Annotated in this window: 28 protein-coding genes and 1 tRNA gene; 20 read left to right on the top strand and 9 right to left on the bottom strand. The window is 64.8% G+C overall.

The window, feature by feature from the left end; translation table 11 throughout:
- Position 1: 1 nt before the first annotated feature.
- The 3 genes from ACO07D_RS03510 to ACO07D_RS03500 all read right to left on the bottom strand — a co-directional run bounded on the left by ACO07D_RS03510 (position 2) and on the right by ACO07D_RS03500 (position 1,789).
- A complete protein-coding gene (locus ACO07D_RS03510; protein WP_421701566.1) occupies positions 2-319 on the bottom strand; it encodes a DUF1244 domain-containing protein in 318 nt (105 codons plus the stop codon).
- A 115-nt stretch (positions 320-434) separates the two neighbouring features.
- Complete coding sequence (locus ACO07D_RS03505; protein WP_421701565.1) at positions 435-773, bottom strand: 5-carboxymethyl-2-hydroxymuconate Delta-isomerase; 339 nt, start codon at positions 771-773, stop codon at positions 435-437.
- Between the two features lie 275 nt (positions 774-1,048).
- Positions 1,049-1,789: an N-formylglutamate amidohydrolase gene (locus tag ACO07D_RS03500; protein WP_421701564.1), complete on the bottom strand. Its 741-nt coding sequence runs from the start codon at positions 1,787-1,789 to the stop codon at positions 1,049-1,051.
- Positions 1,790-1,923: 134 nt separating this feature from the next.
- Here ACO07D_RS03500 and pyk point away from each other — a divergent pair, with 134 nt between their 5' ends.
- From pyk to ACO07D_RS03425, 15 genes are all read left to right on the top strand, one after another.
- The gene (gene pyk, locus ACO07D_RS03495) at positions 1,924-3,372 is read left to right on the top strand and encodes a pyruvate kinase (RefSeq protein WP_421701563.1); all 1,449 of its coding nucleotides are present in this window, start codon (positions 1,924-1,926) and stop codon (positions 3,370-3,372) included.
- Between the two features lie 53 nt (positions 3,373-3,425).
- Positions 3,426-3,650, top strand: a complete 225-nt coding sequence (locus tag ACO07D_RS03490; RefSeq protein ID WP_421701562.1) for a hypothetical protein — start codon at positions 3,426-3,428, stop codon at positions 3,648-3,650.
- A 249-nt stretch (positions 3,651-3,899) separates the two neighbouring features.
- Positions 3,900-4,100 (top strand): 50S ribosomal protein L35, encoded by a 201-nt coding sequence (gene rpmI / locus ACO07D_RS03485; RefSeq protein WP_421701561.1) that lies wholly within the window; start codon positions 3,900-3,902, stop codon positions 4,098-4,100.
- A gap of 15 nt (positions 4,101-4,115) precedes the next feature.
- The gene (rplT, locus tag ACO07D_RS03480; RefSeq protein WP_300519579.1) at positions 4,116-4,478 is read left to right on the top strand and encodes a 50S ribosomal protein L20; all 363 of its coding nucleotides are present in this window, start codon (positions 4,116-4,118) and stop codon (positions 4,476-4,478) included.
- Between the two features lie 175 nt (positions 4,479-4,653).
- Positions 4,654-5,727, top strand: a complete 1,074-nt coding sequence (gene pheS / locus ACO07D_RS03475; protein ID WP_421701560.1) for a phenylalanine--tRNA ligase subunit alpha — start codon at positions 4,654-4,656, stop codon at positions 5,725-5,727.
- Positions 5,727-6,296, top strand: a complete 570-nt coding sequence (locus ACO07D_RS03470) for a hypothetical protein (RefSeq protein ID WP_421701559.1) — start codon at positions 5,727-5,729, stop codon at positions 6,294-6,296. Before pheS ends, ACO07D_RS03470 begins: the two co-directional genes overlap by 1 nt.
- 10 nt (positions 6,297-6,306) lie before the next feature.
- Positions 6,307-8,700, top strand: coding sequence for a phenylalanine--tRNA ligase subunit beta (gene pheT, locus ACO07D_RS03465; RefSeq protein WP_421701558.1), 2,394 nt, complete (start codon positions 6,307-6,309; stop codon positions 8,698-8,700).
- 4 nt (positions 8,701-8,704) lie between these two features.
- Positions 8,705-9,250, top strand: coding sequence for a hypothetical protein (locus ACO07D_RS03460; protein WP_421701557.1), 546 nt, complete (start codon positions 8,705-8,707; stop codon positions 9,248-9,250).
- An 11-nt stretch (positions 9,251-9,261) separates the two neighbouring features.
- The gene (locus ACO07D_RS03455) at positions 9,262-9,711 is read left to right on the top strand and encodes a YtoQ family protein (protein WP_421701556.1); all 450 of its coding nucleotides are present in this window, start codon (positions 9,262-9,264) and stop codon (positions 9,709-9,711) included.
- Positions 9,712-9,831: 120 nt separating this feature from the next.
- Positions 9,832-11,418: a GMC family oxidoreductase gene (locus tag ACO07D_RS03450; protein WP_421701555.1), complete on the top strand. Its 1,587-nt coding sequence runs from the start codon at positions 9,832-9,834 to the stop codon at positions 11,416-11,418.
- A gap of 99 nt (positions 11,419-11,517) precedes the next feature.
- The gene (gene mscL / locus ACO07D_RS03445; RefSeq protein WP_421701554.1) at positions 11,518-11,958 is read left to right on the top strand and encodes a large conductance mechanosensitive channel protein MscL; all 441 of its coding nucleotides are present in this window, start codon (positions 11,518-11,520) and stop codon (positions 11,956-11,958) included.
- 274 nt (positions 11,959-12,232) lie between these two features.
- A complete protein-coding gene (locus tag ACO07D_RS03440; RefSeq protein ID WP_421701553.1) occupies positions 12,233-13,039 on the top strand; it encodes a mechanosensitive ion channel family protein in 807 nt (268 codons plus the stop codon).
- A 103-nt stretch (positions 13,040-13,142) separates the two neighbouring features.
- Positions 13,143-13,219, top strand: a tRNA-Met gene (locus ACO07D_RS03435).
- A gap of 211 nt (positions 13,220-13,430) precedes the next feature.
- Positions 13,431-14,060: an outer membrane protein gene (locus tag ACO07D_RS03430; protein WP_421701552.1), complete on the top strand. Its 630-nt coding sequence runs from the start codon at positions 13,431-13,433 to the stop codon at positions 14,058-14,060.
- Between the two features lie 173 nt (positions 14,061-14,233).
- A complete protein-coding gene (locus ACO07D_RS03425; RefSeq protein ID WP_421701551.1) occupies positions 14,234-14,923 on the top strand; it encodes a Crp/Fnr family transcriptional regulator in 690 nt (229 codons plus the stop codon).
- A 6-nt stretch (positions 14,924-14,929) separates the two neighbouring features.
- On the opposite strand, the gene ACO07D_RS03420 is transcribed toward ACO07D_RS03425, so the two are convergent.
- Positions 14,930-15,979: a glycosyltransferase family 32 protein gene (locus tag ACO07D_RS03420; protein WP_421701550.1), complete on the bottom strand. Its 1,050-nt coding sequence runs from the start codon at positions 15,977-15,979 to the stop codon at positions 14,930-14,932.
- A 131-nt stretch (positions 15,980-16,110) separates the two neighbouring features.
- A complete protein-coding gene (ald, locus tag ACO07D_RS03415) occupies positions 16,111-17,229 on the bottom strand; it encodes an alanine dehydrogenase (RefSeq protein ID WP_421701549.1) in 1,119 nt (372 codons plus the stop codon).
- 148 nt (positions 17,230-17,377) lie between these two features.
- Between ald and ACO07D_RS03410 the strand changes: the two genes are divergently transcribed.
- The 3 genes from ACO07D_RS03410 to ACO07D_RS03400 all read left to right on the top strand — a co-directional run bounded on the left by ACO07D_RS03410 (position 17,378) and on the right by ACO07D_RS03400 (position 19,270).
- A complete protein-coding gene (locus ACO07D_RS03410) occupies positions 17,378-17,836 on the top strand; it encodes an Lrp/AsnC family transcriptional regulator (protein ID WP_421701548.1) in 459 nt (152 codons plus the stop codon).
- A 373-nt stretch (positions 17,837-18,209) separates the two neighbouring features.
- The gene (locus ACO07D_RS03405; RefSeq protein ID WP_421701547.1) at positions 18,210-18,653 is read left to right on the top strand and encodes a MarR family winged helix-turn-helix transcriptional regulator; all 444 of its coding nucleotides are present in this window, start codon (positions 18,210-18,212) and stop codon (positions 18,651-18,653) included.
- On the top strand, positions 18,650-19,270 hold the full coding sequence (locus ACO07D_RS03400) for a cysteine hydrolase family protein (RefSeq protein ID WP_421701546.1): 621 nt from the start codon (positions 18,650-18,652) through the stop codon (positions 19,268-19,270). Before ACO07D_RS03405 ends, ACO07D_RS03400 begins: the two co-directional genes overlap by 4 nt.
- Here the strand turns inward: ACO07D_RS03400 and ACO07D_RS03395 are convergent.
- Positions 19,267-20,508 carry an MFS transporter gene (locus tag ACO07D_RS03395; RefSeq protein WP_421701545.1) on the bottom strand — a complete coding sequence of 414 codons (1,242 nt, stop codon included), beginning with the start codon at positions 20,506-20,508 and terminating at the stop codon, positions 19,267-19,269. The genes ACO07D_RS03400 and ACO07D_RS03395 overlap by 4 nt on opposite strands.
- Before the next feature lie 373 nt (positions 20,509-20,881).
- On the opposite strand from ACO07D_RS03395, the gene zapE reads away from it, so the two are divergent.
- Positions 20,882-21,967 carry a cell division protein ZapE gene (gene zapE / locus ACO07D_RS03390; protein WP_421701544.1) on the top strand — a complete coding sequence of 362 codons (1,086 nt, stop codon included), beginning with the start codon at positions 20,882-20,884 and terminating at the stop codon, positions 21,965-21,967.
- Positions 21,964-22,845: a bestrophin family protein gene (locus tag ACO07D_RS03385; RefSeq protein WP_421701543.1), complete on the top strand. Its 882-nt coding sequence runs from the start codon at positions 21,964-21,966 to the stop codon at positions 22,843-22,845. Before zapE ends, ACO07D_RS03385 begins: the two co-directional genes overlap by 4 nt.
- 183 nt (positions 22,846-23,028) lie before the next feature.
- Here the strand turns inward: ACO07D_RS03385 and ACO07D_RS03380 are convergent, their stop codons facing one another.
- The 3 genes from ACO07D_RS03380 to ACO07D_RS03370 form a co-directional block, all read right to left on the bottom strand.
- Positions 23,029-23,862, bottom strand: a complete 834-nt coding sequence (locus ACO07D_RS03380; protein ID WP_421701542.1) for a LysM peptidoglycan-binding domain-containing protein — start codon at positions 23,860-23,862, stop codon at positions 23,029-23,031.
- 12 nt (positions 23,863-23,874) lie between these two features.
- Positions 23,875-24,504: a rhodanese-like domain-containing protein gene (locus tag ACO07D_RS03375; protein ID WP_421701541.1), complete on the bottom strand. Its 630-nt coding sequence runs from the start codon at positions 24,502-24,504 to the stop codon at positions 23,875-23,877.
- Positions 24,505-24,822: 318 nt separating this feature from the next.
- Complete coding sequence (locus ACO07D_RS03370) at positions 24,823-26,061, bottom strand: bifunctional folylpolyglutamate synthase/dihydrofolate synthase (protein ID WP_421704980.1); 1,239 nt, start codon at positions 26,059-26,061, stop codon at positions 24,823-24,825.
- Positions 26,062-26,073 lie beyond the last annotated feature (12 nt).

The raw sequence follows: 26,073 nt of genomic DNA, 5'->3' as shown, positions 1-26,073 counted from the left end.
GTCAGCTTTGGTCCTTCAGGACGTTTTCGCGAAAGGCGGTCTCGAATTCGGCCTGCTTATCGGGGCTCGCTTCGGTCTGGTGCTGCGCCTTCCACTCGGAATAGGGCATGCGGTAGAAGGCCTCGCGTCCTTCTTCCTTGTCCATCTCGATGCCACGCTCGTTGGCGGCCTCCTGATACCAGCGCGACAGGCAGTTCCGGCAGAAGCCCGCCAGGTTCATCATGTCGATGTTCTGCACGTCGCGGCGGTCTTCCATCAGGTGCTGCTGCAGGCGGCGGAAGGCGGCGGCTTCGATCTCGATACGGGTCTGGTCGTCCATGTCTGGTCCTCGGGTGTCATCGCGGGGTTGGGCGTATTGGAACGGGTTGCGGCGGTGGGGTCAAGCGCCCGGTCGAGCGGCAGTGAAGACGGAACTTCGCACCGCTGCTCAGCTTTCAATCGTCCAGCACCCGTTTCACATAGGCCGCCGACAGCTCGGACACATCCGCCGACAGGCTGCCCACTTCGGGCAGGTGGCGGTCCAGCACCTCCAACACCAGCGCACTCAGCGCCGCCTTCGTGCCATCATCGCGCCCGGGCAGAAGGGCCAGCTGGGCATGGGCGAAACTCTGCGGCTCGGTGCCGATACGGTGATGTGGGCAGGGCAGGGTGCGGATCTTCAGGCTTTCGGGATGCGGGATCGCCGGATGGGCGGCCAACGCGTCGAACAGCGTGTTACAAAGCGCCTGATCGGCGGGCACGCCCCGGGAATGTACGATGGTCAGATGTGGCATGGTTCGCCCTTTGGTTCGGTTTGGATCATATGGACTTCTGCCTTTGCGGTGTTCCGCGCTTGGAGCGGCGCAGCCGCGACGCGCCTGCGTTGACCCGGCAGGCGAATTCGCCTGCGAATTCTGCCGAGAGGGGGCCCTCCCCACGGGAGGGCGCATTACCGACGTTTCAGCCCGAACAAACCTTCGGGGTGTGGTGAGCGTCTCGCACCGCTTCGCCGTTGCGAAAGCGCCCACCCAGGGTCGGGCGCGCCGCGGCTGCGCCTTGCCGATTGCCCTCACAGCCCCGTCGCGTCCAGCACTTCCTCAAGGATCGGCGCCAGCCGCTTGGCCCAGGCGTATTGCTGCTCGTCCGTTTCGATCAGGTCGTTGCGGATCTCGATCAGCACATTGGCACGCCCCGGCTTGATCGCGTGGCGGTCCACGCTGTCACCGTCCAGATGGCCGCCATAGGGCTCGTTTTCGCCGACGCACAGGTCCGGCTCCGCCTCCAGCCGCCGGATCAGTGGTTTCGCCAGCCGGTCGTCGCGCCCGTAAAGAATGCCGACATGCCAGGGCCGGGGCTGCCGTCCGCGCAGCTGGCGCGTGTAGCTGTGGATCGACAGAAGCACCGTGTCCTCCTGCCGCGCCGCCAGCCGGGCCTGGGCCTGGTGGTAGGGGCGGTAATAGGCGTTCAGGCGGCGTTCACGCTCCTCGGGACCGGCGTTGCGATTGGCCGGAATAATGGTCCCGTCATAAAGCTTCATCAGCACCGTCGGGTCATCCTCGCCCCGGTTCGGGTCGATCACCAGGCGCGAGAAATTGGACAGGATCGCGGGCGCATTCAGCATCTCGGCCAGGGCCAGGGTGACCCCCGCCGCGCCCGGATCAAAGGCGATGTGGCGCGCCATGTCCTCGGGCGGCAGACCCAGGCAGCCACCGTTCACTTCCGCGGGCACCGTATTGGCCGCATGATCGCAGGTCACCAGCCAGCGGGCCGGGCGGTCTTCGCCAAAGACGTGAAAGGGCAGATATGTCATGGTCGTGTTGCACTCCGGGTTCAGACCCATTTATGCGAGCAAAACGGAAAGCGCCAGTTGTCACGTCAGGCGAATTGAGGCATAGAGCAGGTGGCCCACCTAAAATGACGAAACGTAAAGGGGAGAAGTGCGCGATGAGACGCCTTCGCAACGTCAAGATCGTGGCCACGTTGGGCCCGGCATCGAGCGACTATGACAGCATCCGGGCCCTGTTCGAGGCCGGCGCCGACGTGTTCCGCCTGAACATGTCCCACGGCACCCAGGACGAACAGCGCGCCCGCCATGACATCGTGCGTCAGGTCGAAAAGGACATGGGCCGCCCGATTGCCATCCTCGCCGACCTGCAGGGGCCAAAACTGCGCTGCGGCACCTTTGCCGCGGGGGCCGCCGAACTGGACGAGGGCAACCATTTCCGCTTCGATCTGGACGAGACCCCGGGCGAAGGTCACCGGGTCTGCTTGCCCCACCCCGAGATCTTCGCGGCGCTGAAACCCGAGGCTACCCTGCTGGTCAATGACGGCAAGATCCGCCTGCGTGTGCAGGACTGTGGCCCGGATTTCGCCGATTGCATCGTCGAGGTGGGCGGCACGATTTCTGACCGCAAGGGCGTGAACGTGCCCGACGTGGTGCTGCCGCTGGCGGCCCTGTCGGACAAGGACCGCTCGGACCTGGAATTCGCCTGCCAGCTGGGCGTCGATTGGCTGGCGCTGTCCTTTGTGCAGCGCCGCCAGGACATGGACGAGGCGCGCGAACTGGCCCAGGGTCGTGCCGCCGTGCTGGCCAAGATCGAAAAACCCGCCGCCGTCGATGCCTTTGCCGAGATCCTGGCGGCCTCCGACGGGATCATGGTGGCGCGCGGCGACCTTGGCGTCGAGCTGCCGGTGCAGGCGGTGCCGCCGATCCAGAAACGCCTGATCCATGACTGCCGCCGCGCGGGCAAACCGGTGATCGTCGCGACCCAGATGCTGGAAAGCATGATCGAAAGCCCGGTGCCCACCCGCGCCGAGGTCTCGGACGTCGCCAACGCCATCTATGATGGGGCCGATGCGGTGATGCTGTCGGCGGAATCGGCGGCCGGGTCCTACCCGGTCGAGGCCGTGAGCACCATGGACAAGGTCGCGATCGAGGTCGAACACGACCCGACCTACCGCGAGCAGATCGAAGCCAGCCGGGTGGCGAAACGCTCGACCGTGGCGGACGGGATCGTGGCCGCGGCGCGCGAGATCGCGGAAACCACCGACATCAAGGCGATCTGCTGCTTTACCCAATCGGGCACCACCGCAGAACTGACCGCGCGCGAACGCCCCCGCGTGCCGATCATCGCGCTGACCCCGCTGGTTGGGACGGCGCGGCGCCTGTGTCTGTCCTGGGGCACCAACTGCTTTGTCACGGCGGGTGAGGTCGAACGGTTCAAGATGGCCGTGGTCTCGGCCGCGCGGGCCGCGCGGTCTGCCGGTTTCGCCGAAGAGAACGACCAGATCGTCGTCACCGCCGGGGTGCCGTTCAACGTGCCCGGGACGACCAATATCCTCAGGGTTGCACCCTGCGCGGAAAGGTTGATCTTCGCGACGGACCCGGAGTAGAATCATTCCATTCCTTAACCGGATTTTTCCGGATTTCGTGTAAAGGTTTGTGAATGACGAATGACCTGTATCTGGTGATCGGGATCGTGGTGCTTGCGCTGTCGATCCCGTCCGTTCTGGGCGCGCTGCTGGACCACCGCGCGCCCCGTGTGCCCGCGATCATGATCCTGATCGGCGGTGGCCTTGTGGCACTGGCGGTGACCCAGCAGCCGGGTGGCTATACGCTGGAGGATATTCCTAACGCCTTCGTGCGGGTGATCGGCCAGGTCCTGCGCTGATCCGAGCGCAGCGAGGCCACCAGCGTTGGCGAAAATTATTTAAAATAATTTTGACCTGCGGGGCGGTGGCCTCACTACGTTCGGCCTTCGCGACTCCAGCACGGAGCCGCGGGCGCAACCTGCAAGGTTTCTGCCCCGAATCCTCTTGTCACCTTGCCCGATCCCGACTATACGGCCCACTTCAACCGCGCGTCCGGCTCGAGAGGCATGCCGAGTCGCGTCTGTACCGAACCTCAAGAGGAGACGGAAATGCCCAAGATGAAGACCAAATCGAGCTGCAAGAAGCGGTTCAAGGTGACGGCATCGGGCCGCGTGAAGGCCGGTCAGGCCGGCAAGCGCCACGGCATGATCAAACGCACCAACAAATTCATCCGCACTGCCCGCGGCACCACCACGCTGAGCGCCCCCGACGAGAAAATCGTCAAGGGCATGATGCCCTATTCGCGCTAAGCAGGAGGATCAGACATGTCTCGAGTTAAAGGCGGAACCACCACCCACGCCCGTCACAAGAAGGTCGTCAAGGCCGCGAAAGGCTATTACGGCCGTCGCAAGAACACCTTCAAGGTTGCACGTCAGGCCGTCGACAAGGCCAACCAATACGCCACCCGTGACCGCAAGAACCGCAAGCGCAACTTCCGCGCCCTGTGGATCCAGCGCATCAACGCTGCCGTGCGCGCCCATGATGAAAGCCTGACCTACTCGCGCTTCATCAACGGCCTGAACACTGCCGGTATCGAAGTGGACCGCAAGGTCCTGGCCGACCTGGCCGTGCACGAGCCCGAAGCGTTTACCGCCATCGTCGAAAAGGCGAAGGCCGCGCTCGCGTAAGCCCCTCCGGGGAAACGATATAGCGGAGCAATCCCAGGAAAAGTGGATACCGGTTTTCCGGTTCGGGATTGCGACCACTAAAAATGAAGCCGCGGACCTTTACGGGTCTCGCGGCTTCTTGCTTATTTGCGCCCCATTTCGTAGCAGGGGCATGACGTAAACCAAGGGGGTCCAGATGGACGATCTGAGGCAGAAATATATCGACGCGGTGGCCGGTGCCGCAGACGAAAACGCGCTGGAAGATATCCGCGTGCAGGCCGTGGGCAAGAAGGGCGAAGTCGCCCTGAAAATGCGCGAGCTGGGCAAGATGACGCCCGAGGAACGCCAGGTCATGGGCCCCAAGCTCAACGCGCTGAAGGACGAGATCAACTCGGCCATCTCCGCCAAGCGTTCCGCCCTGGCCGATGCGGCGCTGGACGAACGCCTGCGCACCGAATGGCTGGACGTGACCCTGTCGGGTCGCCCCGAACGCCAGGGCTCGATCCACCCGATCAGCCAGGTGACGGAAGAGATCACCGCGATCTTCGCCGACATGGGCTTTTCGGTCGCCGAAGGCCCCCAGATCGAAAGCGACTGGTACAATTTCGACGCGCTGAACATCCCGCCGCACCACCCGGCCCGGCAGGAGTTCGACACGTTCTACATGCACCGTGACGAAGGCGACGACCGCCCGCCCCACGTGCTGCGCACCCACACCTCACCGGTGCAGATCCGCGCGCTGGAGGCCCACGGCGCCCCGATCAGGGTCATCGCCCCGGGCCGCGTCTACCGGTCCGACTACGACCAGACCCACACGCCGATGTTCCACCAGGTCGAGGGGCTGGCGATCGACAAGGACATCTCGATGGCGAACCTGAAATGGTGCCTCGAGGAGTTTTGCCGCGCCTTCTTCGAAGTGGACAATGTCGAGCTGCGCTTCCGCGCCTCGCACTTCCCCTTCACCGAACCCTCCGCCGAGGTCGACCTGCGCTGCTCCTGGGAGGGCGGCCAGTTGAAGGTGGGCGAAGGCGACGACTGGATGGAGATCCTGGGCTCCGGCATGGTCCACCCCAAGGTGCTGCAATCCGCGGGCGTCGATCCCGACAAATGGCAGGGCTTCGCCTTCGGCCTCGGCATCGACCGTCTGGCCATGCTGAAATACGGCATCCCCGACCTGCGCGCCTTCTTCGATTCAGATTTGCGCTGGCTGCGCCACTACGGGTTTGCCTCGCTGGATGTGCCGACGATGCGCGGGGGGCTGTCGCGGTAATGCCCGAGAAAGATTGGCAATACTGGGAAATTAATCGCGGGCGGTTTCTGTGCCCCGAACATGGTGGATTCTGCGATAGCTGCGACGGATACGCAAAGGAATGTCCAATCTGCGCATCGGGGAGTGGGTCTGTCGGGCGAGGCTACTTAGTTAATCCGGTGGATAGGGCTCTTCAGGTTATCAACGGCTTGCAGAAGCGCTCAAAGCGAAACGTCTCGCTTGTTTCTGGGATCACTGGGGGTCTTGCGGGCTTAAGCATCCTCGCCAAGCTAGGCAAAGTTGCTGATAGCGAAAACGCTTTCGGTTTTCTTGGCATTCAGCCCATACCTTGGCTCTACGTTTCCGGATTGGTTCTTCTGATACTCTCCGTCGCGTGCTTCGCGGGCTCAATGAAGCAGATTGATGTCACAAAGGACGACGAGTTCCTCAGTTGTTCTATACAAGAGTTTCAAAGCTACTTGGCGAAAGAAACAGCCAAATTGGAGCATTTGCACCGAATGGCTGGTTTTTCGTTCTCCCTTGCCGCCACAGCACTGGTGCTGTCGCTCTTCGCACCATTGCTACCTTGAGGAAGAAAAGATGAAATTCACACTCTCCTGGCTGAAAGACCACCTCGACACCACCGCATCGGTGGACGAGATCGCCGAGGCGCTGACCGATCTGGGCCTTGAGGTCGAGGACATCATCAACCCCGCCGAGCGGTTGAAGACCTTTACCCTCGCCAAGGTCACCCACGCCGAACAGCACCCCGATGCCGACCGCCTGCGCGTCTGCACCGTGGCCACCAACGAGGGCGACAAGCAGATCGTCTGCGGTGCCCCGAATGCGCGCGAGGGCATTACCGTGGTGCTCGCCAAGCCCGGCGACTATGTGCCCGGCATCGACGTGACCCTGTCGGTGGGCAAGATCCGCGGCGTGGAAAGCCATGGCATGATGGCCTCCGAGCGCGAGCTGGAACTCTCGGACGAGCACAACGGCATCATCGAGCTCCCCTCCGGTGAGATCGGCCAGACCTTCGTCGACTGGCTGGCGGAAAACGATCCGGCCAAGGTCGACCCGGTGATCGACATTGCCATCACCCCCAACCGCCAGGACGCCCTCGGTGTGCGTGGCATCGCGCGCGACCTCGCGGCCCGTGGTCTGGGCACGCTGAAACCCGCGCCTTCCGCTGAGGTCAAAGGCAGCTTCGACAGCCCGATCTCTGTGACCATCGACGAGGACACCCGCGACGACGCCCATGTCTTCATGGGTCGCCTGATCCGTGGCGTGAAGAACGGCCCCAGCCCGCAGTGGCTGCAAGACCGCCTGCGCGCCATCGGGCTGCGTCCGATCTCGGCGCTGGTGGATATCACCAACTTCTTCACCTACGACCAGAACCGCCCGCTGCACGTGTTTGATGCGGACAAGGTCAATGGCAACCTGCGTGTGCACCGCGCCAAGGGTGGCGAGACGCTCGTGGGTCTGGACGAGAAGGAATACACCTTCCCGGCCGGCGCCGTGGTGATCTCGGACGACCATGAAATCGAGTCCATCGCTGGCATCATGGGCGGTCTGCGCACCGGCTGCACGGAAGAGACCACCAACGTCTTCCTCGAAGCCGCCGTCTGGGACGCGATCCAGATCGCCAAGACCGGCCGCGCGCTCAAGATCAACTCGGACGCGCGCTATCGCAACGAACGCGGCATCGACCCGCTGTTCAACGCGCCCGCGATCGAGCTGGCAACCCAGATGATCCTGGACCTCTGCGGTGGTGAAGCCTCGCATGTGGTGACCGCTGGCGAAGTGCCCGATACCTCGCGCGCCTACAAGCTGGACACCGACCGCGTGGTCAGCCTGGTCGGCATGGAAATCCCCGCCGACACCCAACGCAAGACCCTGGAAGCACTGGGTTTTGTCATGGATGGCGACATGGCCCAGGTGCCCAGCTGGCGCCCGGACGTGCAGGGCTCGGCCGACCTGGTCGAGGAGGTCGCGCGCGTGGCGTCCCTGACCAAGCTGGTCGGCAAACCGCTCGCGCGCGTGACCACCGGCGTGCCGAAACCCGTGCTGACCCCGATGCAGAAACGCGAAGGTATCGCGCGCCGCACCGTGGCAGCCCTCGGCTACAACGAATGCGTGACCTACAGCTTCATCGACGCGGACAATGCGGCGGCGTATGGGGGTGTCGAGGCGAACCGTCTGGAGAACCCGATCTCCAGCGAGATGAGCCACATGCGCCCCTCGCTCCTGCCCGGCCTTCTGGCCGCCGCCGCCCGCAACCAGGCGCGCGGCTTCCAGGACCTGGCCCTGTTCGAAGTCGGCCCCGTCTTCCACGGCGCCGAACCCGATGAGCAGGAAACCCTGGTCACCGGCATCCTGGTCGGCCACACCGGGCCCAAGGACCGTTTCGGAACTCGCCGCCCGGTCGACACCTTCGACGCCAAGGCCGATATCGAAGCGGTGCTGTCGGCGCTCGGCGCGCCCGCGAAACTGATGCACCTGCGCGACATGAACGCCTGGTGGCACCCGGGACGCTCGGCCAAGCTCTCGCTCGGCCCGAAGAACGTGCTGGGCGCCTTTGGTGAGCTGCACCCGAAAGCCATCGACGCGGCCGGTGTGAAAGGCCCCGTGGTGGCCTTCGCCGTGCATATCGGCAAGATCCCCTTCCCGAAGAACAAGGGCGCGACCCGCGCCGCCCTGGGCGCCTCGGACCTGCAATCGGTCGAACGCGATTTCGCCTTCGTGGTGGACGCGAATGTCGAGGCGGTGAACCTGGTGAACGCCGCGGCGGGGGCCGACAAGGCGCTGATCGACGAGGTGCGCATCTTCGACGAGTTTATCGGCGGCTCGCTGGGGGAGGGCAAGAAATCCCTCGCCATCACCGTGCGGCTGCAACCGCGCGACAAGACCCTGACCGAGAAGGACATCGAGGCCGTCAGCGCCAAGATCGTGCAGAAGGTCGAGAAAGCCACCGGCGGCAGCCTGCGGGGTTAAGCACATGGCCGGGTGGAAGAAAATTCTGCTCGGCCTGTCCATCCCATGCCTGTTTGGCGTGGGGGTCTGGGGCAATCTTCCAGATGATTTCTGGGAGGACCATTGCCCAGTCCCTGGCGCGCTGGATGTGCCGGTGATCACCGTCGAACAGGCGCGCGCGGTTTGGGGGGAGGCGGCGATCGACTCGCCCGAAACCGTGACGGTGCGCGGCGGGGCCGTCGCGTTCTACACCCCGGCAATTGGCCCGCCATACACCTCTACCTCGTCGCAGGACGTGGCCAGGAAACACTGCGAGAAGTTGGACAAGCTTTCATATGCTGATTGCCGGTACGACGCCGAGGCGACCGGGCGTTTTGGATACCGCGTGGTGTTCGGCGACGTCCCTGGCATGACAGATGAGACGCGGTTCTTTCTCGGAATGATCCTCTTGTCCCAAGCCGACGGTTCGCATCTGTCCCTTTCCACGGACAGCACAGATACATTGAAACGCGCGGAATGCGGGTTGGCGAGATTTGTTCAACGCCAGGCCGACCTCTTCCCCGAAAAATAAGGAAGCACCTCATGACCCTGAGTGTCTATCTTTCCGGCGAGATCCACACCGATTGGCGTGAGCAGATCATCGAAGGCGCCACAGGGCTGGATGTCAGCTTTGCCGCCCCGGTGACGGATCACGATGCCTCGGACGACTGCGGCGTGGCCATCATGGGTGCCGAGGACAACAAGTTCTGGCACGACCACAAGGGGGCGAAGCTCAATGCGATCCGTACCCGGCGGCTGATCGAACAGGCCGATGTGGTCGTGGTGCGCTTTGGCGACAAATACAAGCAGTGGAATGCGGCCTTTGATGCCGGGCAGGCGGCCGCTCTGGGCAAGTCGCTCGTCGTCATGCACGGGGCCGATCACCAGCATGCGCTGAAGGAGGTCGACGCGGCGGCGCTGGCCGTGACCGAAACGCCGGAGCAGGTGGTGCAGATCCTTCGTTACGTGCTGACCGGAGAACTGCCCGGCTGAGCGGGGCCAAATCTTTTTAGAAAAGATTTGCAAAGAATTTTCTGAAAATTCTTTGTCTCGGCAGCCGTTAACGCTGGGTCATCATTCCCAGCGCGACCTTGCCCCGGCTAGGCTCCGCCCATGGAATTCGATTACGTGATCGTGGGCGGCGGCTCCGGCGGCGCGACCCTCGCAGGCCGCCTGTCCGAGGACCCCAAGACCACCGTCTGCCTGCTCGAGGCGGGCGGCAAGGGCGACGGCCTCCTGATCCGCGCGCCCGCCATGGTGGCGGCCATGGTCTCGGGTCGGCCAAAGATCAACAACTGGGCGCTGAAGACCACGCCGCAGCCCGAGCTGAACGGGCGGCGTGGGTTCCAACCGCGCGGCCGCGCCCTGGGCGGGTCTAGCGCCATCAACGCGATGCTCTACGTGCGCGGCCACCGCAAGGATTACGACGAATGGGCCGCGCTGGGGGCGGAGGGCTGGGGCTGGGACGATGTGCTGCCCTATTTCCTGAAGGCCGAGGGCAACGCGCGCGGGGCGGACGGGTTGCACGGCACAGACGGCCCGCTGCAAGTCGGCGATATCTCGGAACCCCATGCGATTTCCCCGGCCTTTGTCGAGGCGGGTAAACAATGCCAGCACCCGGAGAACCATGACTTCAACGGACCCACGCAGGAGGGCGTCGGCCTCTACCAGGTCACCCAGTTCCGTGACGGGCCCAAACGCGGCGAGCGTTGTTCTGCCGCCGCCGCCTATCTGCTGCCGCATCTGAACCGTCCGAACCTGCAGGTGATCACCGGCACCCAGGCCCACCGCGTGCTGTTCGACGGGCCGCGCGCAATTGGCGTCACACATGACAAGGGCGAGGTCCGTGCCCGGCGCGAAGTGATCCTGTCGGCAGGCGCTTTCCAGAGCCCACAACTGCTTATGCTCTCGGGCATCGGCCCCGGGGACCACCTGCGCTCCCACGGGATCGAGGTTCGCCATGACAGCCCCCAGGTCGGCCAGAACCTGCAGGACCACCTGGACCACGTGATCAGCTACCATTCGCTGCGCCCTGATACCGTCGGCCTGACCCCACGCGGCTTCTTCAACATGGCGAAGGCGGGCGTGAGATGGGCGCGCACCGGGCAGGGGCTCTTTGCCACGCCCTTTGCCGAGGGCGCGGGTTTCCTGCGCTCGGACCCGGGCCTCGAGCGGCCGGACCTGCAACTGCATTTCGTCGCCGGTATCGTCGACCAGCACATGCGCAAGCTGCATTTCCGCTTCGGTTATTCCTGCCATGTCTGCGTGCTGCGCCCGCACTCACGCGGCCAGGTCACGCTGAAATCCACCGACCCCAGGGCCACGCCGCGCATCGACCCCGGCTTCCTGTCGGATGGGCGCGACCTCGACCTCCTGGTCAAGGGCGCGCGCATGACCGAGGCAATCATGGAGGCGCCCGCGCTCGCCCCCTGGCGGGGCAAGCGCCTCTATCCCCATGACGGCACGGATGACGCCATCCGCGAGGACATCAGAAACCGCGCCGATACGATCTATCACCCGGTCGGCACCGTGCGCATGGGCGGGTCGGACGCGCCTTGCGACCCACAGGGCCAGGTGCGTGGAGTGGACGGGCTGCGCGTGGTCGACGCCTCCCTGATGCCGCGACTCATCGGCGGAAACACCAACGCACCCACCATCATGATGGCCGAGAAAATCTCTGCTATGATGCGCGCGAACTGAGAACCCGGGCGGGATTTTCCCCTCACCGACCCAAGGCAAAGATGACATCAGGGGGAAGGTGCCAGCGACACGCAGGCAGGACAGTAGGAGTGAGGACACATGCTGCAGGAATTCAAGGACTTCATCGCCAAGGGCAATGTCATGGACATGGCCGTCGGCATCATCATCGGCGCGGCCTTTACTGCGATCGTCAAATCCATGGTCGGCGACCTGATCAACCCCTTCGTGGGGCTGTTCATGGGTGGGGTGGACTTTACCAACCTCTACGTCGTGCTGTCGGGTGACGTGGCCCAGGGCACCAGCCTGGAAGCCGCGCGTGAGGCCGGGGCTGCGATCTTTGCCTATGGCGCCTTCATCATGGCCGTGATCAACTTCCTGATCATCGCCTTCGTCGTGTTCATGCTGGTGCGCTACGTGAACAAGGTGAAAGAAGCCGCGGCCAAGGCCGAGGAAGAGGCGCCCGCCGAGGAGGAACCCGCAGGCCCGACCGAGCTGGAGCTTTTGACCGAGATCCGCGACGCGCTGAAGGCGGCCAAGTAACGAGGCTGGATGAATGGAACGGGCCTGCCTGATGGGGCGGGTCCGTTTTTCTGTGTGGAAGCAGCGGGGCGGCGCCCGACCCTGGGTGGGCGCAGTTTTTCCCTTTATGGGGGCAACCGGCTTGCCACCGACGAACCCTCGGTATTGATTGAAACGTCAGAAAAGCGCCCTCCCGTGGGGAGGGTCGGGCGCCGCCCCGCTGCGCGGTGCGAGGGGACTTCTTCGCGAACGCTCGAAGAGGTTCCACCCGGAACGGATAGTAAGGAAAACAAACATGCAAACCCTCATCGAAACCCTGAACGGCTACGGGCCCTTGGTGCTGGACGCTGTCAAGGCGCTGGCTGTACTTGTCATCGGCTGGATGGTGGCGGGGCTCGTGGCCTCTGCCGTGCGCCGCCGGGTCAATGCCAACGAGCATATCGACAACACCCTGGGCAATTTCGCAGCCTCGATCATCCGCTGGGTGATCCTGTTGATGGTGCTGGTGGCGGTGCTGGGCCTCTTCGGCATCCAGGCGACCAGCCTCGTCGCCGTCATGGGCGCGGCGACGCTGGCGATCGGTATGGCGCTGCAGGGCACGCTGTCGGACCTGGCGGCCGGCTTCATGCTGATCCTGTTTCGCCCCTACAAGCTGGGCCAGTATGTCGACATTGGCGGCACCACCGGCACGGTGGTGGACCTGAACCTGTTCTTCACCGAACTGGCGACGCCTGACAACGTGCAGGTCATCGTGCCCAACGGCCAGGCCTGGGGCGCGATCATCTCGAACTACTCGCATCACGACACCCGCCGCGTCGACCTGACCTTCTGCATCGACTATGGCGATGACGCGGACAAGGCGATGCAGGTGATCCTGGACACGGCCAGTGCCGACGCCCGCGTGCTGACCGACCCGGAACCCTGGGTGCGCGTGACCAACCTGGGCGACAGCTCGGTCGACCTGACCGCGCGGATCTGGTGCGTGGCGGACGATTATTGGGACCTGAAATTCACCCTGACCAAGGCTGTGAAGGAAGCCTTCGATGCCCAGGGCATCTCGATTCCCTACCCGCATCAGGTGGAAATCCGCAAACAGGGCTGACACCCCGGGCGTCACCTTTGGGGGAAGGCGAAAATCTTCCCCCAAAGGCCACTTTTTCGTTTGACACTCTGCGCGCGCGGCAATAAATCAGCCTCCTGTGAATGGCGTGGTAGCTCAGCTGGTTAGAGCACAGCACTCATAATGCTGGGGTCGGCGGTTCAAGTCCGCCCCACGCTACCATTCACCAGATTCGGGCCGGATGGCCTCAGATGACCCCGCCTCTGGCGGGGTTTTCTTTTTTCCACACCCCGCAAAGAAACCGACCCTGACCGAACATCCCCCCCATTTGGGAGGGGGCGATCCGCCGCGCCTTTTCTATCAGATGGGCCGAGGGCGCGCTGGGTTTCCGATTGCCTGACGTGCCTCAAAGCATTTCCATGAGGGGATTGAAATGAAATACCTGACCGGCGCCCTTGCGGCGCTTTTTCTGAGTTCCACCGCCGCCCTGGCCGGGTCGCCCGCACCGGCCCCCGCACCAGAGGTGATTGCCCCCGCGGCCCTGAACAACTGGGCCGGGGTCTATGGCGGGCTCAGCTATACCAGCTCGGACAGCGACCACGTGAACTCCGGTGGCACAACGCCATTCGGCGACGCATCCGGCCCGGGCGCCTTTGTCGGCTACAACTGGCAGCGCGGTAATCTGGTCTTCGGCGGGGAGCTTGCCTACCAGCAGGATCTGGGCGTGCGCGACACCCCCATTCTGGCCGAATATCCCGCCGCCGTCTTGAAAGGCGAGGAGTTCCTGTCCGACGCGATCGACCTGCGCGCGCGGCTTGGCTATGACCTGGGGCGCGTGATGGTCTATGGCCTTCTGGGCTACTCCCAGGTGACCTTCAACATCTCGGACCAAACTCCGTCGCTGGACGGCCCGGTTCTGGGTGCGGGGGCCGCGCTACGGGTCAGCGACCGGGTCTTCGCCGGTGTCGAAGCAACCCGCCATGACCTCAGCGGTGAGGTTTTCGGGCTGCGTTCCACCTACGAGGCGACCACGGTCTCCTTGCGCGTCGGTCTGCAATTCTGATCCATACGGTCAAAAAACGAACAGCGCCCTCTGTCCGCAGGGCGCTGTTTTAACGAGACAAATAATCTCAGGTTGAATTGTTGCTTTGTGAAGTTTCTGTAAATTGATTTGAGTCAAAAACAGCGCAGCGCCGAGTCGGTTAATCACGGGGCCCTAGCCAAGGAGGGTTCCACATGTTGGATTGCACGTCCTGCGCCATTACCGAGTTTCCCCTGTTTGACCGCCTGTCGCCCCCTGTGGCCCGCTGCCTTCTGGCACGCGGGGTCGAACGCCACTATGCCCGGGGTGAGGTGATCTGCCTGCAAAGCGAGCCCGCCCGCACGCTCAAGCTGGTCAGCGACGGCTGGGTCAAGCTCTACCGTGTCACGCCCTCCGGGGACGAGGCGGTGCTGGCGACCCTTGGGCGCGGCAGCAGCTTCGACGAGGTCGCCGCCCTGCGCGGGGGCGGTAGCAAGATGTCGGTCGAGGCGATGAGCGATTGCACGCTTTTGCATTTCGACCTCAATGCGATCTGTTCCTGTGATGGGGCGGATGCCGAGATCTCGGCGGCCGTCCTGGGGGCCGCGTCCGACAAGATGGACGAGCTGATCGACCAGCTCGAAGCCATGAAGGTCAAGACCGGCGTGCAGCGCCTATGTGAATTCCTGCTGGACCACGCGCGACCGGGCGCGCGCACGGCCGCTATGGAGTTGCCTTTCGACAAGGTGGTTCTGGCGGGCAAGCTGGGCATGCAGCCCGAGAGCCTGTCGCGCGCCTTCAAGAAGCTCAAGCACCTGGGGGTGGTGAGCAACCGGCGCCAGGTTCGCATCGAGGATGTGCCGACACTGCGCCGTTTCGTCGATGCCGAGCTGGAAGGGGTCTAACCGGCCCTATCGGGCGAGCGCCTCAAGCGTGACCCGCAACCCCGGTTCCCGGGTCAATCCGCGCCGGTGTTCATAGACGCGCCAGTTCTGCTCCGTGTGTTTGTAGGCGGCCTTGATCTGGCGAAACAGCTGCGCCTTCATCAGCCCGCTTGGCAGCAGGCCCAGATCGTAGTCTCCCAGGTGTTGGTGCAGGAAACCAGTCATCGCGGCGGGTCCCGCCAGCCAGCTGATGCCACGCCCCTGCGGGTTGCGCAGGTTGGCCAGCACATGGTCGAGGAAATCCAGGATGAAGGGATGGCCCGCCGGTGCGCTCAGAAACCCGTTCTGCGCCACGCAATTGGGCAAGCCGGTGGTTGATCCGGCCCAAACGCCGCTGCCTGCCGTCGCCAGGAACCCGTCGATCCCGGCGCCCGGACGGCTGTCCGCATCCGCATAGGTGCCACCCTGCGCGGCCAGGAAATACAGCCGGAACAGGTCCGATTTTATCGCCGGATGCCAGAGGTCCGCATAGGTCTTGGCAGCCTCCGCGCCGAACGCCTCCCGTATGAACGCCTCCGCCCCCGCGTCATCGAACCACAGCTGTGCCGGGTTCACCGCCTGCCAGCTGGCGCGGGCCGAGGTGATCTCGGCGGGCGGGGTGGAGCTGTCCCAGAACTGGACCACCTGCGCCACCGGATTACCCGCCTTCGGAAGCGCCGCCCGGTGGGTCAGAAACACCCGCCAGCCCATTGCCTCGAACCGCTGCAAAGGTGCGGCGTCTTCGTCTCGCGCCAGGTCCGCCAGGGCCTCCGTATTGCCCACAGCGAGCCCCGCCATCACCGCCGCAAACAGAGGCACCCGCTCCGGTCCCACGTGGGCGGCGATCTGCGCCATGGCGGCAAAATCGACCTCAGCGCCCTCGCTCAGCGCCCCGTCCAGCAGCCGCCAGGGCAGGGGGGCAACCTCCACCCCGCGTTCGCCCATGCGGGTCAGGAACCGGTCCATGCGGGGAAACTTCCCCTCGGCCATGAACCCGTCCAGCCGTAATCTCTGATTGAAATTCAACGTCTTGCCCATGGGGATTGCTAACCTGCATTCCTTTCCGGGTCCACCGAAACGAAAAAAACCCGAGGCCGGGGCCTCGGGCAGTCATGTCTCCGGGAGGAGAGGAGTGCGGCGCGCCGAAGGGACAGGCGCGCCGGGAGGAGTTACTTTTTCAAGGCCAGCGCGGGCGAGATCACGTCGATCCCCAGCGCCTTGCCGACTGCATAATAGGTCAGCTCACCGGCATGCACGTTCAGACCGTTCAGCAGATGGGCGTCATCCTCGCAGGCCTGGCGCCAGCCCTTGTCGGCCAGTGACAGCATGAAGGGCAGGGTGGCGTTGCCGAGCGCGAGCGTCGAGGTGCGGGCAACCGCGCCGGGCATGTTGGCGACGCAGTAATGCATGATGCCGTCCACCTCGTAGACCGGGTCGGCATGGGTGGTCGCGCGGGAGGTCTCGAAACAGCCACCCTGGTCGATCGCCACGTCGACCAGCGCCGCACCAGGCTTCATCGTGGACAGCTGTTCGCGGCTGATCAGCTTCGGTGCTTCCGCACCCGGGATCAGCACCGCGCCCACGACCAGGTCGGCGGTCTGGATCAGCTCGGCGGTGGCACCGGCGGTCGAATACTGGTTCTTGAACGTGCCGCCGAAGACGTCATCGAGGTAGCGCAGGCGCGGCAGCGAACGGTCCAGCACGGTGACATCCGCGCCCATGCCCGCGGCGATCTTGGCCGCGTGGGTGCCGACGACACCGCCGCCGATCACCACGACCTTGGCCGGGCCCACACCGGGCACGCCGCCCATCAGCACGCCGCGACCGCCATTGGCCTTCTGCAGCGTCCAGGCGCCCACCTGCGGGGCCAGGCGACCGGCCACTTCGGACATCGGCGCCAGCAGGGGCAACCCGCCGCGATCGTCGGTCACGGTCTCGTACGCAATCGCGGTGCAGCCCGACGCCAGCAGGTCCTTGGTCTGCTCCGGGTCCGGGGCCAGGTGCAGGTAGGTGAACAAGAGCTGCCCTTCGCGCAGCATCTTGCGTTCCACGGCCTGGGGCTCCTTCACCTTCACGATCATCTCGGCCTTGGCGAAGATCTCTTCGGCCGTGCCCAGCACCTCGGCGCCGATGGCGCGGTAGTCGTCATCGGTGAACCCGGCGCCGGCGCCGGCATTGGTCTCGACGATCACCTTGTGGCCGCGGGCGATGGCCTCGCCGGCCGCGTTCGGGGTCAGGCCGACCCGAAATTCCTGGGGTTTGATTTCCTTGGGGCATCCGATCAACATCTGCGCGCTCCGTTCCCTGTTGTTCATAAACTGCCTCAATTTTGAGCAGGGCCGGGCGCAATTGCTTTGAAAACTTCGCATGGCCTGTTAGGTCTTATCGAAGGATTTCCCGCATCCGGGAAGAATTGCGCAAGGAACGTGTGCGGACATGGAGCTCGACAGTATAGATCGTCGCATCTTGGGGGTGTTGCAGAAGGCGGGGCGTATCTCGAATGCCGAACTGTCGGATCGGGTAAACCTGTCACCCTCGGCCTGTCACCGTCGGGTGCAGCGGCTGGAGGCGGAAGGGTTCATCAAGGATTATGTCGCCCTGCTGGACGCGCGCAAGATGGGATGTCCGACGACCGTGTTTGTCGAGATCACCCTGTCGGGCCAGGCCGACGAGGTGTTGGAGGCGTTTGAACGCGAAGTGGCGCGGGTGCCCGATGTGCTGGAATGCCACCTGATGGCGGGCAAGTCGGATTACCTGTTGAAGGTCGTGGCCGAAAACACCGAGGATTTCGCCCGCATCCACCGCCAATACCTGGCCCGCCTGCCCGGCGTGCAGGGCATGCAATCCAGCTTCGCCCTGCGCACCGTGTTCAAGACCACCGCGCTGCCGGTGTGAGGCCGGGGTTGTGATCCGCGACCGGGGGGCTCCCGCCCTCTGCCCGCGCCTTCGGCTTGTCAGAGGTTGGGCGTAGCGCGTTTTGCTGTGCAAAACGCGCGGAGGGCGTCAGCGGTGCAGCGCACCGCGAGAGCCGCGTAGCCTGCGGACACCGACAGCGGGCTTTGCCCGCGAGAGGCCAAGCTCACTTCGTGAGCCTGTGAGGGGCTCTGCCGCATCACGCGGTTTCTCAGAAACCGCTGCCAGCCGACGCGGGCACCTAATGGTGCCCGCTTGCCTCGGCCTTGCGGCCTCACCCCGAGATATTTCTGGCAAGAAAAGAGGGGAAGGCATTTATTGACAAGTATAGTGTCAAGATGACAATCTGCATGTCATGACAAAAGTAGATGATCTTTACGCGGTAACCTGGATGTCCCGCCCGCTGATGCAGGCGGCTGAGGTCCTGGTGGAGCGGGAGTTGCAGGGCTCTGGGCTGACCGTGCGCATGCGGGCGGTGTTGGAGATCCTGGCGCGGGAGGACGGTCTGCCGGTGCCCGAGCTGGCCCGCCAGCTGCATATCCAGCGCCAGTATGTGCAGGTCATGGTGAACGAGGCCCTGGCGGCGGGGCTGGTCGAGAAACGCGACAACCCGCGCCACAAGCGGTCGGTCCTGATTGCCCTGACCCCGGCGGGCGAGACGCAGATCCGCGCTGTCATGACCCGCGAGCAGACGATCATGGCGCGGCTGGCCGAAGGGTTCGAGGCGGATGAACTGGCCGTGGTGCGTCGGGTGATGGGCCGGGTGCTCACAAAGCTGTTGGAGGAGGGCAAGTCATGATCTGGCTGTTGCTCGCTCTGGCCGTTCTGCCGCTTCTGTGGTTGGCGCATGGGGTGTGGCGGATCTCCCGCGTCAGCCGTGGGGCGATGATCCCCCCGCGACCCGGCACCGCCCTGCTGCTGGTCGACCTGCAGGAGGTGTTCTGGGATCACGGCCCCTATGCGGTCGATCAGAAGGCCCTGGCGGAACAGGCCATCTTGGCCGAGGCCGCGCGCGCCCGTGCCGAGAGCTGGCCCATCATCGCCCTGCGCCAGGAATGGTCCGAGCCCGCGACCAAGCTCATCGCACGGCTCTTCATGAAGGGGCAGGCGGTGGCGGGCACACCCGGCCTGGCCCTGGCCGCGCCGTTCCGCGACGCCTCCGATCACGAGTTGGTCAAGCGGGTACAGGACGGGTTCGAGACCGGCGCGCTGGATGCCCTCCCGGCAGAGCTGGACGTCGGGCACATCCGTCTGGTCGGGCTGGACGGGAATTACTGCGTTGCGCGCACGGCCCAGGCGGCGCGGGCGCGCGGCTACACGGTTACCCTGGTCACGGACGGCGTGTTGGCCGAGAACGGCGCCACGTTCGAGCGCACCTCCAAGCAGCTCGCCGATCTGGGGGTGACCGCCGCCTAGGCCGCCCGCGCCGCCAGCGGCTGCTCCTTCACCGGCAGGTGCACGATGGCGGAAAACGCCCCGACCCCCACGCCGATCCACCAGACCATCGTATAGTCTCCGAACGCGTCATACATGCGCCCGCCCAGCCAGACGCCCAGGAAGCTGCCCAGTTGGTGGCTGAAGAAGACAATGCCATAAAGCGTGCCCATGTAACGAAGCCCGTAGATATGCGCGACCAGCCCGCTGGTCAGCGGCACGGTGGCGAGCCATAGGCTGCCCATGGCGATCGAGAAGAGGATCACCGAGGTCGGCGTGATCGGCATCAGGATGAACAGCGCGGCCACCAGCGTGCGCCCGGTATAGATCGCCGCCAGCAGGTATTTCTTGGAAAACCGCTTGCCCAGGTAACCCGCGTAGAGCGTGCCCGCGATATTCGCGAGCCCAATGAGCGAGATCGACACCGCCCCCAACGCCGAGGTGGTCGACACCCCGATCGAGGCCAGCGTGCCTGAGGGGTCGATCGCCCCGCACATCTCGGTCACGAAGGCGGGAAAATGCGCGGTGATGAAGGCCAGTTGATAGCCGCAGGAAAAGAAGCCCAGGAAGATGAGCGTGTAAGAGGGATCGCGGAAGGCCTTCTTCAGAATCGCGCCCAGGCTTTCCTCCAGCTCGGCCTTGGTTGCCACCGTTTCCGTGCGCATCATCGGCAGCAGGAACAGCACCGCCAGGATTGCCACGGCAAACAGGCCGAAGACGTTCTGCCAGGGCATCAGGGTCAGCATCCACTCGGCCAGCGGTGCGCCGAAGACCTGCCCGGCGCTGCCCGCCGCGGTGGCAATCGCCAGCGCCATCGACCGGTTCTCGTCGCTCGCTGCCCGGCCCACCACCGCCAGGATCACGCCAAAGCCGGTGCCCGCAATGCCGAAGCCCACCAGGATCTCCAACGCCTGATGCGCGCCCGGCGTGACGGCATAGCTCGACGCCACCAGCCCGGCGGCATAGATCAGCGCACCCATGATGATCGCCTTGCGGTCGCCGATCTTTTCCGCAATGGCGCCGAAGATCGGCTGGCCGATGCCCCAGGCCAGATTCTGGATCGCGATGGCTAGGCTGAATTCGGCCCGCGCCCAGCCGAATTCTTCCGCGATGGGGATCTGGAACACGCCGAAACTGGCCCGGATCGCGAAGGAGACGAGGATGATGATGCAGCCGGCCATCAGGACCGGCGTGATGAGGGGCGCGCGCGTTTCAGTCATGGGCGCGAGGGTGGCGCAGAATTGGCCGGGCGGTCAAATCATTGTTTCTGATGTGTGGGGTCATGATTTCTTGACGGTGGGGGGAGGCCCATTGCGTACCCGTCAAGATGTGCCGCCCGGAGCGGCGCAGCCGCGACGCGCCTGCATTGACCCGGCAGGCGAGCTCGCTTGCGAACTCTGCCGAGAGGGGGCCCTCCCCACGGGAGGGCGCATTTCTGACGTTTCGATCCGCACCAGCGTTTCGATTGTTGCAATCTGCCTGCCCGGCATGACCGTTCCAAATGCGCCCACCCAGGGTCGGGCGCATCGCGGCTGCTCAGGTCGCGCGAGCCACCCCCTTTTCAACCCCGCCCCACCGGTCTATCCCATCCCCATGAGCACGTTGAACAAGATCTATCACGACCGCGTCCGCGCTGGCGATATTCACGCCGATCCCGCGCAGGAGGCCGTGCTTCCCATGCTGGAAGACATCCGCCACCACCTGGAAACCACCCGCCAGAAGAAACGCGGCATCCTCGGCGGCCTCTTCCACAAGGCGGAAGAAACGCCAATGGGCCTCTACCTCTGGGGCGGGGTCGGGCGCGGCAAGTCCTTCCTGATGGACCTCTTCGTCGACAACATCGCCATCGACGGCAAACGCCGTGTGCATTTCCACGCCTTCATGCAGGAGGTCCACGCAGGCATGCACAAGGCGCGCGAACAGGGGGTGGATGATGCGCTCGCCCCGGTCGCCGCCGAGATCGCAAAGGACGTGCGCCTCTTCGCCTTTGACGAGATGCAGATCACCGACATCACCGACGCGATGATCGTCGGGCGGCTGTTCGAAATGCTGATGGAGGCGGGCGTGGTCATCGTCACCACCTCCAACCGCATCCCCGACGACCTCTACAAGGACGGGCTCAACCGCCAGCTCTTCCTGCCCTTCATCGCCCTGTTGAAGGACCGCATGGTGGTGCATGAGCTGATCAGCCCGAATGACTACCGCCAGAACCGGCTGGAAGGCGAGCAGGTCTACTTCACCCCGCCGAACGCCGAGGCGCGTGCGGCGGTGAACGCGATCTGGGCGGACCTGACCGGCGGTCAGGCGAAACCCCACACCATTACCGTCAAGGGCCGCGACGTCATCCTGCCTGCCTTCCACAATGGCGTGGCGCGGGCGGGGTTTCACGACCTCTGCGGCGCGATGCTGGGCCCGGGCGACTATCTGGCCATTGCCGAAACGGTCAAGGTGCTGATCCTCGATAATATCCCGGCGCTGTCGCGGTCCAACTTCAACGAAGCAAAGCGTTTCGTCACCCTGATCGACGCCCTTTACGAAGCCCGTGTGCGCCTGATCGCCACCGCCGCCTCGCAGCCGGAGATGCTCTATATCGAAGGGGCGGGCAGTTTCGAGTTTGAACGCACCGCCAGCCGCCTGCGCGAGATGCAGGACAAAGACTGGGGGCAAGAGCCCGCATGATCCTGCGCGACCGCCCCCGGTTTCTGGAGCTCTTCCTGATCACTCGCGGCTCGGTCGTGCCGCGCATCGCGCCCAATATCCTCGCCACCGCCGCCTGGGCCGTCGTGATCCTGCTGGCCGACCGCTTCCTCGCTCCGATGCCCCGCCTGTCGCTGACGGCCATGGGCATCTTCGGCCTCGCGCTGTCCCTGTTTCTGGGCTTTCGCAACAACGCCGCCTATGACCGCTGGTGGGAGGCGCGGCGCATTTGGGGCCGCATGGTCTCGGACCTGCGCAGCTTCGGGCAGGAGCTGACGGCGTTTGGCGCCTCTGACGAAGATCGCGCCTATATCCTGTCCCATATCGTCAGTTTCCATCACCTGCACCGCGCCGCCCTGCGCGGCGACAACGTGGCCGAAGACGTGGCCCGCTGGACCCCCGACGCTCCAGCAGACCCTGACGCCGCCCTGCGCCACATCGCCACCCGGCTGGCGGATATGGCCCGCGCGGGCCAGATCGACGGTTTCGGCCAAAAGGCCCTGACCGAACGGCTCGCCGCCTTCGCCACCGCCCAGGCCGCCAATGAGCGCCTGGCAAACACGCCGCTCCCCTTCGTCTATTCCCTGCTGGTCCAGCGCACGACCTGGCTCTACTGCCTGCTCATCCCCTTCGGCCTCCTCGACAGCGCGGGCTGGTTCGAACCGCTGGTCGCCGCCATCGTCGCCTATGTCTTCTTCGGCCTGTCCGAGGTCACCCACGAGCTTGAACAGCCCTTTTCGACCCAGCCAAACGCGATCCCGCTCGCAGCCCTCTGCCGCGTGATGGAGATCTCGGCCAGCCACGCCCTGGGCCGCAAGGCCCCACCGCCGCTCGCCCCCACAGATCATGTGCTCAGCTGACCCCCTTTCATCTTTCCGAAAATATCCTGGGGGTGTCCCGGCCCCGCCGGGACGGGGGCAACGCCCCCAATCCCGAGGCGCAGCCGAGGCATCCAGCGCGGCGAAGCCGCACAATTTGACAACAGCGCAAAAGAAAGGGCCGCCCCGTCGGGCGACCCCCTCCCGCCTCAACTGGCGTGGACGTCAGGCGTCCAGGTTCGGAATGCTCAGCCGCTGGCCCTTGCGGATCAGCTCCGGGCTGGGCAGCAGGCGGCGATTGGCCTCGTAGATCTCGGTGAACAGCGATGCGTCGCCATAGAAACGATGGGCAATCGCGCCCAGGCTGTCGCCATCCTGCACGGTGTAGAAATTCACCTGCACGGTGCGACCGGCTTCCATGATCATGCGCACTTCCACGCCCTGGCCGCCCACGGTGGGGCGCTCTTGCGGCGCCTCTTCACTGGTGGCCGCGACGATGGTGTTGATCAGCGTGGTGGTGTCCACGCCGCCTTCGACGGTGCGCAGCGCATCGGGCACTTCGATCAGCCCCTGGTCCGAGGCCTCGTTCAGCAGCATGTCCAGGTAATCGTCGCCATCCCCGGCCGCCACGGCGCGGGCGATGATCTCTTCCAGGCTCAACTCCTCCTGCGCAGGTGCCCCACCGGTGGCCACGCCCAACCCGGCCAGAACGGACGAGGTCATGGCCCGCATGTCCCCCTCTGCCGACGGGGCCGCGTCCACGGGGGCGGCGGTCTTGACCCCCAGCCCGGCCAGCACGCTGGCGGTCATCGCCGCCATTTCGCCGCCCTCGGCGGGCAGGACCGGGGCTTCGGCCACAGGGGCAGGCACCGACGCAGAGGCAGGCGCGGGGGAAACCGGCGTCGCGCCGGGCATCGGCGCCGACAGGTCGGTCACATCGGTCAGGTCCGCGGGCTCCACCGCAGCCACGCGCGGCGCGTCGTCCCGCCCGCCCTGCAGAAAGATCAACCCGACGATGGCCACCAGGAAAGAGGCAACAAGAATGGCAATACGGTGCATGATCGGGCCTCCTCAGCTGGCCGGGGATTTGGTCGACAGGCCCAGAAGCAGCCACAGCTGCATCCCGCCACGGTAATAACTGATCTTCTCGGCCGGATATCCCGCGTCGAGCAGGCTGCGGATCGCCCGCGGGCTCTGGTCACACCAGGGCCCGTTGCAGAACAGCGTCAGTGCCATTGCGCCCGAGAAATCCCAGACGCCGCCGGTCTCGACCGCGCCCAGCGCTTTCAGGATCTCGTTGCGATAGGGGTTGTTGGGTTCCAGCGTGGCAAAGGGCACGTTCACCGCGCCCGGAATGGTGCCCTTGGCGAACCAGTCCGGCACCCGGCTGTCGATCAGCAATCCCTTGCCGCCTGCCACTTCGTTTTCCAGAAACGAGATCACCTCGACCTCGCCCACGGTCTCGACGCCCGGGGCGGCGGCCATGGGGCTGATGCAGAAGGGCGGGCAGGGGCGCGAGGTCTTGGTGAACTCGCTGTCCAGCCGATGGCCCGTGTCCTGAATGCGTTCGATGCGGATCACCTCTCCGTTGATCTCGATCGTGGCAGCGGCGACATCGGGGGTGATCCCGACCTCCTGCGCCATCGCTTGCGTATGTAACATCGCCAGCGCCAAAATGGCGCCGCTGGCCAGCCGAACCATGGTCTTCCCCCCCGTACTATCCCTGTACCGTCCAGTGCCTGTTCTGCTCGACAGGTCTTGAAAAACACGTGTCACGCGAACGGCAGCTGTTCGCGGATACGCCTACATATTGAAGTAACCTCTTGATTTCGTCAACATTCTGCGCCTCCCCATAGTCCGAATCGGGCCAGGGGGAAAAAAGCGAATCGTTTCCGTGGGTTGATTCGTTTTGCGGTGAATCTCGGCTGCCGGGCAGATAAAAAAAATTGCCGAACCCGGCCCTCAGGCAGGGTTCCAGCTTTGGGAGGTGCAAATCACTTCGCTCGGCGTGCGCGGTGTTCAGCCGTTCCGTTTCAGCACATCGCCCGCCAGGTAGAGCGAGCCGCAGATCAGGATGCGCGCACCTGGGTTGTCGGCGACAAGCTTGCGAATGGCGGCCTCGACCGTCTCGGCGGTGGTGGCGTCCAGACGCACCTGTTGGGCGAAATCCGCCGTCTCTTCCGCCGGGATCGTATTGGGTTCCCCCGGGATCGACACGGCGGTCAGGCTGTCGGCCACACCGGCCAGCGGGCGCATGTAGCCGGTCACGTCCTTGGTGTTCAGCATGCCGCAGATCAGGTGGGTCGGTTTCGGCGGCAGCGCGGCCAGCACCTCGGCCAGCATCTCACCGGCGGCCGGGTTGTGCCCGCCATCGAGCCACAGCTCGGCCTCGCCTGCCGCCTCGACCAGCGGGCCGGTCTTCAGCCGCTGCATGCGGGCGGGCCAGGTGACGTTTTCCATCGCCGCGACACAGGCGTCCTCGCCATACCCCAGTGCGCGCAGGGCGACCACGGCGGCGGCGGCGTTTTCCATCTGGTGCCGGCCGATCAGCGCCGGTTTCGGCAGGTCCAGAAGCCCGGTTTCATCCTGCACCACCAGGCGTCCACGTTCCTCATAGAAATGCCAGTGCTGCCCATGGGCCAGCAGCGGCGCGCCCAGGGCCGCCGCGCGCGCTTCGATCACCTCAAGCGCCTCGTCCGGCTGCGGCCCGACAACGCAAGGCACACCGCGTTTGAGTATTCCCGCCTTCTCGCCCGCGATCTTCGCCAGCGTGTCGCCCAGGAACTGCACATGGTCGATCGAGATCGGCGTAATCACCGTCAGCGCTGGCTCATCCACCACATTGGTGGCATCCAGGCGGCCCCCCAATCCGGTCTCGAGCAGGGTATAGTCCGCAGGCGTTTCGGCAAATGCCAGCAGGGCCGCGACCGTCGTGATCTCGAAATAGGTAATGTTCTCGCCGCCATTGGCTTGATAGCAGCGATCCAGCACCTCGGTCAGCGCGGGCTCAGAGATCAGATCGCCCGCCAGGCGGATGCGTTCGTGAAACCGTGCCAGGTGCGGGCTGGTATAGGCATGCACGGATTTCCCGGCCCCCTCCAGCCCCGCGCGGATCATCGCCTGGGTCGAGCCCTTGCCGTTCGTGCCCGCCAGGTGAATGACCCCGGGCAGGCGGCGTTCGGGATGGTCCAGCGCGGCCAGCAGCCGCCAGACCCGGTCCAGCGTCAGATCAATGATCTTCGGATGCAGCGCCATCATCCGGTCCAGGAT

This window comes from Aliiroseovarius sp., from assembly GCF_965228805.1.
Lineage (GTDB): Bacteria > Pseudomonadota > Alphaproteobacteria > Rhodobacterales > Rhodobacteraceae > JASBTN01.
The sequence above is the reverse complement of the archived record's forward strand: the minus strand, read 5'-3'. Positions and strand labels throughout refer to the sequence as shown.

Coding starts and splice junctions, on each gene's coding strand:
- ACO07D_RS03400 (WP_421701546.1), top strand. CDS start 18,650: ATGATCTGGCTGTTGCTCGCTCTGGCCGTTCTGCCGCTTCTGTGGTTG.
- ACO07D_RS03490 (WP_421701562.1), top strand. CDS start 3,426: ATGACGAATGACCTGTATCTGGTGATCGGGATCGTGGTGCTTGCGCTG.
- ACO07D_RS03510 (WP_421701566.1), bottom strand. CDS start 319: ATGGACGACCAGACCCGTATCGAGATCGAAGCCGCCGCCTTCCGCCGC.
- pyk (WP_421701563.1), top strand. CDS start 1,924: ATGAGACGCCTTCGCAACGTCAAGATCGTGGCCACGTTGGGCCCGGCA.
- ACO07D_RS03385 (WP_421701543.1), top strand. CDS start 21,964: ATGATCCTGCGCGACCGCCCCCGGTTTCTGGAGCTCTTCCTGATCACT.
- ACO07D_RS03410 (WP_421701548.1), top strand. CDS start 17,378: ATGGAGCTCGACAGTATAGATCGTCGCATCTTGGGGGTGTTGCAGAAG.
- mscL (WP_421701554.1), top strand. CDS start 11,518: ATGCTGCAGGAATTCAAGGACTTCATCGCCAAGGGCAATGTCATGGAC.
- ACO07D_RS03420 (WP_421701550.1), bottom strand. CDS start 15,979: ATGGGCAAGACGTTGAATTTCAATCAGAGATTACGGCTGGACGGGTTC.
- ACO07D_RS03455 (WP_421701556.1), top strand. CDS start 9,262: ATGACCCTGAGTGTCTATCTTTCCGGCGAGATCCACACCGATTGGCGT.
- ACO07D_RS03425 (WP_421701551.1), top strand. CDS start 14,234: ATGTTGGATTGCACGTCCTGCGCCATTACCGAGTTTCCCCTGTTTGAC.
- ACO07D_RS03370 (WP_421704980.1), bottom strand. CDS start 26,061: ATGATGGCGCTGCATCCGAAGATCATTGATCTGACGCTGGACCGGGTC.
- ACO07D_RS03405 (WP_421701547.1), top strand. CDS start 18,210: ATGACAAAAGTAGATGATCTTTACGCGGTAACCTGGATGTCCCGCCCG.
- ACO07D_RS03500 (WP_421701564.1), bottom strand. CDS start 1,789: ATGACATATCTGCCCTTTCACGTCTTTGGCGAAGACCGCCCGGCCCGC.
- ACO07D_RS03395 (WP_421701545.1), bottom strand. CDS start 20,508: ATGACTGAAACGCGCGCGCCCCTCATCACGCCGGTCCTGATGGCCGGC.
- ACO07D_RS03460 (WP_421701557.1), top strand. CDS start 8,705: ATGGCCGGGTGGAAGAAAATTCTGCTCGGCCTGTCCATCCCATGCCTG.
- ACO07D_RS03470 (WP_421701559.1), top strand. CDS start 5,727: ATGCCCGAGAAAGATTGGCAATACTGGGAAATTAATCGCGGGCGGTTT.
- rpmI (WP_421701561.1), top strand. CDS start 3,900: ATGCCCAAGATGAAGACCAAATCGAGCTGCAAGAAGCGGTTCAAGGTG.
- ald (WP_421701549.1), bottom strand. CDS start 17,229: ATGTTGATCGGATGCCCCAAGGAAATCAAACCCCAGGAATTTCGGGTC.
- ACO07D_RS03375 (WP_421701541.1), bottom strand. CDS start 24,504: ATGGTTCGGCTGGCCAGCGGCGCCATTTTGGCGCTGGCGATGTTACAT.
- zapE (WP_421701544.1), top strand. CDS start 20,882: ATGAGCACGTTGAACAAGATCTATCACGACCGCGTCCGCGCTGGCGAT.
- ACO07D_RS03440 (WP_421701553.1), top strand. CDS start 12,233: ATGCAAACCCTCATCGAAACCCTGAACGGCTACGGGCCCTTGGTGCTG.
- rplT (WP_300519579.1), top strand. CDS start 4,116: ATGTCTCGAGTTAAAGGCGGAACCACCACCCACGCCCGTCACAAGAAG.
- pheT (WP_421701558.1), top strand. CDS start 6,307: ATGAAATTCACACTCTCCTGGCTGAAAGACCACCTCGACACCACCGCA.
- ACO07D_RS03430 (WP_421701552.1), top strand. CDS start 13,431: ATGAAATACCTGACCGGCGCCCTTGCGGCGCTTTTTCTGAGTTCCACC.
- ACO07D_RS03380 (WP_421701542.1), bottom strand. CDS start 23,862: ATGCACCGTATTGCCATTCTTGTTGCCTCTTTCCTGGTGGCCATCGTC.
- pheS (WP_421701560.1), top strand. CDS start 4,654: ATGGACGATCTGAGGCAGAAATATATCGACGCGGTGGCCGGTGCCGCA.
- ACO07D_RS03505 (WP_421701565.1), bottom strand. CDS start 773: ATGCCACATCTGACCATCGTACATTCCCGGGGCGTGCCCGCCGATCAG.
- ACO07D_RS03450 (WP_421701555.1), top strand. CDS start 9,832: ATGGAATTCGATTACGTGATCGTGGGCGGCGGCTCCGGCGGCGCGACC.